General features: G+C 70.4%; 7 protein-coding genes. 6 read left to right on the forward strand and 1 reads right to left on the reverse strand.

The genetic code is table 11. From position 1 onward, the window contains the following. The first annotated feature begins 8 nt into the window (after positions 1 to 8). From C3486_RS24330 to C3486_RS24345, 5 genes are all read left to right on the forward strand, one after another. Positions 9 to 1,526: a GMC oxidoreductase gene (locus C3486_RS24330; RefSeq protein WP_103834889.1), complete on the forward strand. Its 1,518-nt coding sequence runs from the start codon at positions 9 to 11 to the stop codon at positions 1,524 to 1,526. A gap of 65 nt (positions 1,527 to 1,591) precedes the next feature. After that, positions 1,592 to 1,735, forward strand: coding sequence for a hypothetical protein (locus C3486_RS37430; protein WP_181138672.1), 144 nt, complete (start codon positions 1,592 to 1,594; stop codon positions 1,733 to 1,735). Positions 1,736 to 2,130: 395 nt separating this feature from the next. Beyond that, positions 2,131 to 3,219 carry a non-reducing end alpha-L-arabinofuranosidase family hydrolase gene (locus tag C3486_RS24335; protein ID WP_103834890.1) on the forward strand — a complete coding sequence of 363 codons (1,089 nt, stop codon included), beginning with the start codon at positions 2,131 to 2,133 and terminating at the stop codon, positions 3,217 to 3,219. Between the two features lie 30 nt (positions 3,220 to 3,249). Next, positions 3,250 to 4,158 (forward strand): alpha/beta hydrolase, encoded by a 909-nt coding sequence (locus C3486_RS24340; RefSeq protein WP_103834891.1) that lies wholly within the window; start codon positions 3,250 to 3,252, stop codon positions 4,156 to 4,158. 170 nt (positions 4,159 to 4,328) lie between these two features. Then, positions 4,329 to 5,312 carry an endo-1,4-beta-xylanase gene (locus C3486_RS24345; protein WP_258052972.1) on the forward strand — a complete coding sequence of 328 codons (984 nt, stop codon included), beginning with the start codon at positions 4,329 to 4,331 and terminating at the stop codon, positions 5,310 to 5,312. Between the two features lie 386 nt (positions 5,313 to 5,698). Here the strand turns inward: C3486_RS24345 and C3486_RS24350 are convergent, their stop codons facing one another. Then, positions 5,699 to 6,454 (reverse strand): SDR family NAD(P)-dependent oxidoreductase, encoded by a 756-nt coding sequence (locus C3486_RS24350; protein ID WP_103834893.1) that lies wholly within the window; start codon positions 6,452 to 6,454, stop codon positions 5,699 to 5,701. Positions 6,455 to 6,582: 128 nt separating this feature from the next. Here C3486_RS24350 and C3486_RS24355 point away from each other — a divergent pair, with 128 nt between their 5' ends. After that, positions 6,583 to 7,017 carry an Rrf2 family transcriptional regulator gene (locus C3486_RS24355; RefSeq protein ID WP_103834894.1) on the forward strand — a complete coding sequence of 145 codons (435 nt, stop codon included), beginning with the start codon at positions 6,583 to 6,585 and terminating at the stop codon, positions 7,015 to 7,017. Positions 7,018 to 7,124 lie beyond the last annotated feature (107 nt).

Raw genomic sequence — 7,124 nt, forward strand, 5'->3', positions numbered from 1 at the left:
AGCCCTCCATGTCCCTCCCTTCGGCAACCGCCTACGACCTCGTCGTCGTCGGCAGTGGCCCCACCGGCAGCACCTACGTGCGTGAGGTGTACGAACGGCACCCCACCGCGCGCATCCTGCTGCTCGACGCCGGCCCGCGCCTGACCGATCCGCCCGGCACCCACGTCAAGAACATCCCCGACCCCGGCGAACGGGCCCGCGCCCAGCGGGACTCCGAGGGCCCCGGCCCGGCGGGCCGCCCCGGCACCCGGCTGCTCGGCTCGCCCGGACTGCCCGCCGCCGCCCTCTCGACCAACGTGGGAGGCATGGGCGCGCACTGGACCGGTGCCTGCCCCCGCCCCGGCGACGGCGAACGTGTCGGCTTCATCCCCGACGCCGAGATGGACGCCCACCTCACCCGCGCCGAGCAGCTCCTGCACGTCGACGCCCACGCCTTCGACCACGCCCCCTTCGCCGACGAGGTACGCCGCCGACTGTCCGCGCTCATCGACTCCGGCCGGCCCGCGCACCGGCGCGTGGGCCCCATGCCCCTGGCCGTCACCCCTCGCGCCGACGGCGCCCACATCTGGAGCGGCACCGATGTCGTGCTGGGCGGGGCGGTGGCGGACGAGCGCGTCGAGATCACCGACCGGTGCCTGGGCCTGCGCGTCGTCATGGACGGGGACACCGCCGCCGGGGTCGTCGTGCGCGACATGGTCACAGGTGAGGAGACGACCGTTGCCGCGCGGGCGGTCGTCGTGGCCGCGGACGCCCTGCGCACGCCGCAGCTGCTGTACGCCTCCGGCATCCGCCCGCCCGCGCTGGGCCGCTACCTCAACGACCAGCCGCAGATCGTCTACGCGGTCCGGCTGCCCGATGACGTCGTCGCCGCCCACCGCGCCGTGACCGGCCGCACCCGCGACGAGGACGGCGCCATCGTCCCCCAGAGCGGCGTCAGCTGGGTGCCGTACACCGACGCGCACCCCTTCCACGGCCAGGTGATGCAACTCGATGCCTCCCCCGTCCCGCTCGCCGGCGACGTCGACGTCGAGCCCGGTACCGTCGTCGGACTGGGCTGGTTCTGCGCCAAGGACATCACCCCCGACGACCGCATCGAGTTCACCGACACCGAGGCCGACGCCTACGGACTGCCCGCCATGCGCATCCACTACCGCTACAGCGACCGCGACCTGGCCACCATCGAACAGGCCAAGAAGGCCGTGGCCGAAGCGGGAGCCGCTGTCGGCATCCCCCTCGACGACAGCCCCCTGCTGCTGCCCGCGGGCAGCTCACTGCACTACCAGGGCACCACGCGCATGGGCCCCGCCGACGACGGCACCAGCGTCTGCGACAGTCACAGCCGCGTCTGGAACACCCGCGGACTGTGGATCGCCGGCAACAACGTCATCCCGACCGCCACCGCCTGCAACCCCACCCTGACGTCCGTGGCTCTCGCCGTCCGGGGCGCCCACGCACTCCTGGACCACCTGGCCTCCCTGGCCGGGCGGAGCACGCCGACCGATCCTGCGGGCATCGGCACCGCCTGAACCGGTCCCGGGTCGGCTTCGGCGACACGCTGGTCGCGGTCCGGGCCGATCCGCCGCTGACGACGGTGCGGCAGCCGTCGTGCGACATGGCGGCGGCCGTCGTCGAGTTGGCTTTCGCGCGCGGCCTCGGGGAGTGGGTTCCGCAGTTCGGCCTGGAGATCGCCATGGAACTCGTGGTCCGCCAGCGCACGGCCCCGGCGCAGAGCTGAGTGCGGTCCCGCCGGCGAACGGAGCGCGAGGGTGTCCGTGCGGCCCAGGTGCGCCCTGGCTCCCTCTCGGTCGCCCGCTCATCGCAGGTGTCGAAACTTTCGCGCAGCGGGGACAGAAACTTTTGCGGGGCAGAGCATTGACCGAGCACCGTCAAGCGCCTCATCATTCCTACGTCCGGAGGCCCGGCTGTTGTTCGGTATATCGGCCATGCGTCGGACAAGACCAGCCTGAGCTGTACAGCGGGCACTGAATCCGCCCGCTCCACCGCATGCGCACCACCCCCCATTTCCTGATCCGGTGAGGCTCCACCCCACTCGCAGCCCCGCTCCTCGTGCAGCCGGGCGCACCAGACCTCGTGAGGCGGGGCCATCGGTCGAGTCGCCAGGAGTTGCCCATGCTCTTACCGCATCGTCTTCACCCCCGTCGCCGCCGCGCCTATGTGGCCCTGCTCATCGCCCTGTTCACGGCGTTCTTCGCCGTGCCCGCCGAGGGAGCGACACCGGCGGGCGCCCTCCAGCAGGGCCTGCCGAACAGCTTTCGGTGGTCCTCCACGGGGCCGCTGATCTCACCGCAACCGGACGGCAGCAACTCCGTCGCCGTCAAGGACCCGTCGGTGGTCCAGGACAGGAACGGCAGATGGCACGTCTTCATGACCACCGCTGCGCGCGGCTCCGGTGACTGGAGCCTGGCCGAGACCAGCTTCGACGACTGGTCTCAGGCCGCCGGCGCGAAGCAGACCCACCTGGAGACCGCCTCCGCCATCGGCCCCGGCTACCGCGCCGCCCCGCACGCCTTCTACTTCGCCCCGAAGGGCGAGTGGTACCTCGTCTACCAGACCGGGCTGCCGTCGTACTCCACCACCAAGAACATCAACGACCCGACCAGCTGGTCGGCGCCGAAGAACCTGATGAACAGCATGCCCGATGTCGTCCGGCAGAACATCGGCAACGGCAACTGGCTCGACTTCTACGTGATCTGCGACGACGCGAAGTGCTACCTGTTCTCCGCGGACGACAACGGCCACGTGTACCGGTCCGAGACCACCGTCGCCAACTTCCCCAATGGCTTCGGAAACACCCGGATCGTGCTCCAGGACTCCCGTTTCGCCCTGTTCGAAGGGGGCGCGGTCTACCGCGTCAAGGGCACCGACACCTACCTGCTGATGTGGGAGGCCATCGGTTCCGACGGCAACCGCTACTACCGCTCCTACACCGCCAAGGGCCTGACCGGCACGTGGCAGCCCCTCGCCGCCACCGAAGCCAATCCCTTCGCCCGCTCCACCAACGTCACCTTCCCGGGCGGCGCCTGGACGAAGGACATCAGCCATGGCGAGCTGATCCGCTCCACCAACGATCAGACCATGACCGTCGAGCCGTGCCGCCTCCGGCTCCTCTACCAGGGCAGGGACCCCAACTCCAGTGGCGAGTACTCGCAGTTGCCCTACCGGCTCGGCCTGGCCACACAAACCGGCTCCGCCTGCTGAGACCCCCTCACCCCCCACGAGGAGTCACGCATGTCGTTGAGACGACGCACCTTTCTCGGCCTGTCAGCGGCCGCGACAGCCGGCCTGAGCACCCCCTTGCTCGACTCCGGACTGCACCGTGCCCACAGTGCCGAACCAGCGGCGCCCGCCCGGGAGTTCGCCGTCGGAGTACGCCAGTTCCACTGGAGCCGAGGTGCCCGCTCACTGTTCACCAAGGTCTTCTACCCCGCCCCCGGCACTCCCGGCGGCGCCCCCGTCCCCGACGCACCTCTCGCCGACGGTGTGTTCCCCGTCGCCGAGTGGAGCCACGGCATGGGCGGCAACTCCGACTCCTACGCCTCGCAGACCCGTGCGATAGCCGCCGCCGGCTTCATCTGCCCCGCTCCCTCGTTCTCCGACAACACCAACCTCGGCTCCGTCTACGGAGGCGAATGGTCGAAGGACGTCTCCGAGGTCATCACCCGGACCCTGGCGCTCAACGACGCCACGGGCGGCCCCTTCGCCGGGCGCATCGACACCGCGGCCGGCGTCGGCGTCTCCGGGCACTCCATGGGCGGCATGACCACCCACGGCCTGGTGACTGCATGGCCCGACGACCGCATCGCCGCCGCCGTCCCGGTCGCCTGTGTGGACATGGGCGACCCCGCCGCCTCGGTCCGTGCAGGCGTGCTGTTCATCCACGGCGACAGGGACCCGACCTGCGACTACGCCCTGGCCCGACGGGCGTACGCGGAACTGCGTGCGCCCAAGGCGTTCCTCACGCACGTCGGCGCGGACCACGCCGCGTACCTGAACCCGGGGTTCCCCACCTTCGACCGGACCCGGAACACCCTCGTGGACTGGTTCCGCTGGCGCCTGTACGGCGACACCGCCGCCCGCGACCGGCTACCCGCCGACGCCACCGGCGACGGAACCCGCTGGGAATCCGCTCTGACCTGACGGCCGGCGGCCGACGGCCGTACAAGTCCAGGTCCTGCACTGCCCCCCCATAAGAACTGCACCCCCCCATAAGAGAGGGACTCGCAATGACCGACAGATCCCCCAGATGCCGCACATCGCGACGCGCCTCACGACACACCCCGCGACACACCCCGCGCCGCGCCCGGCCGGTGCTCACCGTCGCGGCGACCGGCGCCCTGACGGCAGCGGCCGTCCTGGCGTTCTCGCCCACCGCCCAGGCCGCCGACACCCTCGGCGGCGCGGCCGCCCAGCACGGCCGGTACTTCGGCGCCGCGGTCGCCCCGCACCTCGGTGAGACCGACTACGAGTCCACCCTCAACCGGGAGTTCTCCAGCGTGGTCGCCGAGAACGCGATGAAATGGGACGCCACCGAGCCCAGCCGGGGGCAGTTCAACTTCAGCGGAGGCGACCAGCTCGTCGCCTATGCCCAGCAGCACGGCAAGTTCGTCCGCGGCCACGCCCTGGTCTGGCATTCCCAGCAGCCCGGCTGGGTACAGGGGCTGACCGGCGACAACCTGCGCCAGGCGATGCGGAACCACATAGCGGGGGTCGCCGGCCACTACAAGGGCAGGATCGACTCCTGGGACGTGGTCAACGAGGCGTTCGAATGGGACGGCAGCCGCCGCCAGTCCAACCTCCAGCAGCAGCTCGGCAACGGCTGGATCGAGGACGCCTTCCGCGCCGCGAAAGCAGCCGACCCCAAGGCCAAGCTCTGCTACAACGACTACGGCACCGACGGCATCAACGCCAAGAGCGACGCCATCTACCGGATGGTCAAGGACTTCCGCGCCCGTGGCGTACCGCTGGACTGCGTCGGCTTCCAGAGCCACCTCTCCTCGAATTCTGATCTCAGCACCTACCGGCAGAACCTCCAACGCTTCGCCGACCTCGGCGTCCACGTGCAGATCACCGAACTCGACGTCGGCGGCTCCGGTGCGGCACAGGCCAATGTGTACCGGCAGGTCACCCAGGCATGCGTGGCCATCGCCCGGTGCAACGGCATCACCGTGTGGGGCGTCACCGACAAGTACTCCTGGCGCGCCCAGGAAACCCCGCTGCCCTTCAACAGCAACTACCAGAAGAAGGAGGCATACGGCGCGGTCCTCGCGGCGCTGAACAGCGCAGCGAGCTGAAGCCGGCGGGGCCCGGCGGTCACCTCGCCGGGCCCCCGCAGCTCCACGCATGCACAACGTCGAAGGGGGGTGGAAGTCCTGGTCCGGCACGTGCACATCACCACCCGGCTCACACGCCGCGTGCCGGGCGAGGGATTTTACGTCCGAGACCGACGGGAACCCCCTGAAGGCAGGCAGCCAAATCCACCGCGCCAAACCGCCAAACGGCCCCGTTGTGCGTTGGAGATAAGGAATGACCGAGGCAGCGGCCGTAAGCGGCGCGGTCCGGCGTCGGTGACACGGGCGGTACTGGTGGTGGTTCCGCTGAGCGTGTCACCGGACGGCCAAGCCTGTGACCGCGCCCCGGAGGGGGGAGGTCCTTCAGGGCGCGTGGCAGGGGTTCCGGTTCAGGCGTTGTAGCCACCGTGGGCGTCCAGCACCGCGCCCGTGACATACGACGCGGCGGGGCTCGCCAGGAAGGCGATCGCCGCGGCGATTTCCTCGGGGCGGCCCATGCGTTGCAGGGACAGCGAGCCGACCAGGGCCTTGAGGATTTCGGGGCCCGGCCCCTCCATGCCGCCCTCCATCAGGCCGGCCTCCACGACGTTGGCCGTGATGTTCCGGGGCCCGAGGTCCCGGGCGACTCCCATGGTGTACCGCTCGATCCCCGACTTTGTCGCCGCGTAGTCGGCGAGGCCCGGGGCACCGACCCGTGAGCCCAGGCCGGAGCTGACCGTGATGATGCGGCCTCCCTCGCGCAGCACGCGGGCGGCGGCCCGGATGACGGCGATCACGCCGAGGTAGTTGGTGGCGTGCATCCGGTCCAGGGCGGCGGTGTCGGCGTCCGGGTCGTCCACCGTACGGCCCTGCTCCACCGAGATCGCCGCGTTGTTGACGAGGATGTCCAGGCCGCCGAAGTGCGCGACCACGTCGTCGATCAGCGCCGGCGCCCGGCTCGTGTCCGCCTGGTCGGACCGGTAGGCGACGGCCTTCCCTCCCTTGCCGCGCACCTCGTCGACGACGGCCTGTGCCTGCTTCTCGGAGCTGACATAGGTGAAGGCGATGTCCGCGCCCTGCTCGGCCAGCAGTCGTACGGTCGCGGCCCCCAGCCCCCGCGACCCCCCGGTGACCAGGGCGACCTTGCCCGTGAGTGGCTTGCTCATTCTTCTCACCTCGTTGACTGATCCCTTCCCGGCAGTCGCAACGTTAATTGTTACGACGGGCTGTCGCAACCTTCGCTGTTACGACTGCGTCGTCGTAACATGAAGAGTTGCGGCCGAGAGGAGGACTCATGAGCGCCAACAGCAGGTTGACCATTGCCGCTCACGCGCTGGCCTGGATCGGGCTCTACCAGCGCCAGGGCCACGAGGTCGCCACCTCCGAGCAGATCGCGACCAGCGCGAACACCAACCCCGTGGTGATCAGACGGCTGCTCGGCGAGCTGCGCAGGGCCGGCCTCGTGGAGTCCCGGCGGGGCGTGGGCGCGGGCTGGTCGCTGGCGCGCGACCTGGAGTCGATCACCCTGCTCGACGTGTACGAGGCAGTGGAATCCGGCCCGCTGTTCGCGATGCACCGCACCACTCCGGACCAGGGATGCGTGGTGGGTTACGGCATCCAGCCGGCGATGCAGGGCATCTACGAGGGCATCGAGGAGACCCTGCGGCGCGAACTGGCCTGCGTCACGCTCGCGGACGTACTCCGGGACGTACTCGCGGCACCTCGCTAGCCTTTCCCGTCGGGCCGGCGCCGTCCGGAGCGGTGGCGGCAGGCCAACTCGACCGCCGCCCTGAGTCGGTGCCTCGGCTTGGGCTCCCGTCGGCTTCGGTCACGCGG

The organism is Streptomyces sp. Ru73, assembly GCF_002920575.1.
Lineage (GTDB): Bacteria > Actinomycetota > Actinomycetes > Streptomycetales > Streptomycetaceae > Streptomyces.

What these genes read in the sequence shown, in the direction of transcription:
- C3486_RS24335 (WP_103834890.1), top strand. Translation starts at nt 2,131, where the DNA reads ATGCTCTTACCGCATCGTCTTCACCCCCGTCGCCGCCGCGCCTATGTG.
- C3486_RS24355 (WP_103834894.1), top strand. Translation starts at nt 6,583, where the DNA reads ATGAGCGCCAACAGCAGGTTGACCATTGCCGCTCACGCGCTGGCCTGG.
- C3486_RS24330 (WP_103834889.1), top strand. Translation starts at nt 9, where the DNA reads ATGTCCCTCCCTTCGGCAACCGCCTACGACCTCGTCGTCGTCGGCAGT.
- C3486_RS24340 (WP_103834891.1), top strand. Translation starts at nt 3,250, where the DNA reads ATGTCGTTGAGACGACGCACCTTTCTCGGCCTGTCAGCGGCCGCGACA.
- C3486_RS24350 (WP_103834893.1), bottom strand. Translation starts at nt 6,454, where the DNA reads ATGAGCAAGCCACTCACGGGCAAGGTCGCCCTGGTCACCGGGGGGTCG.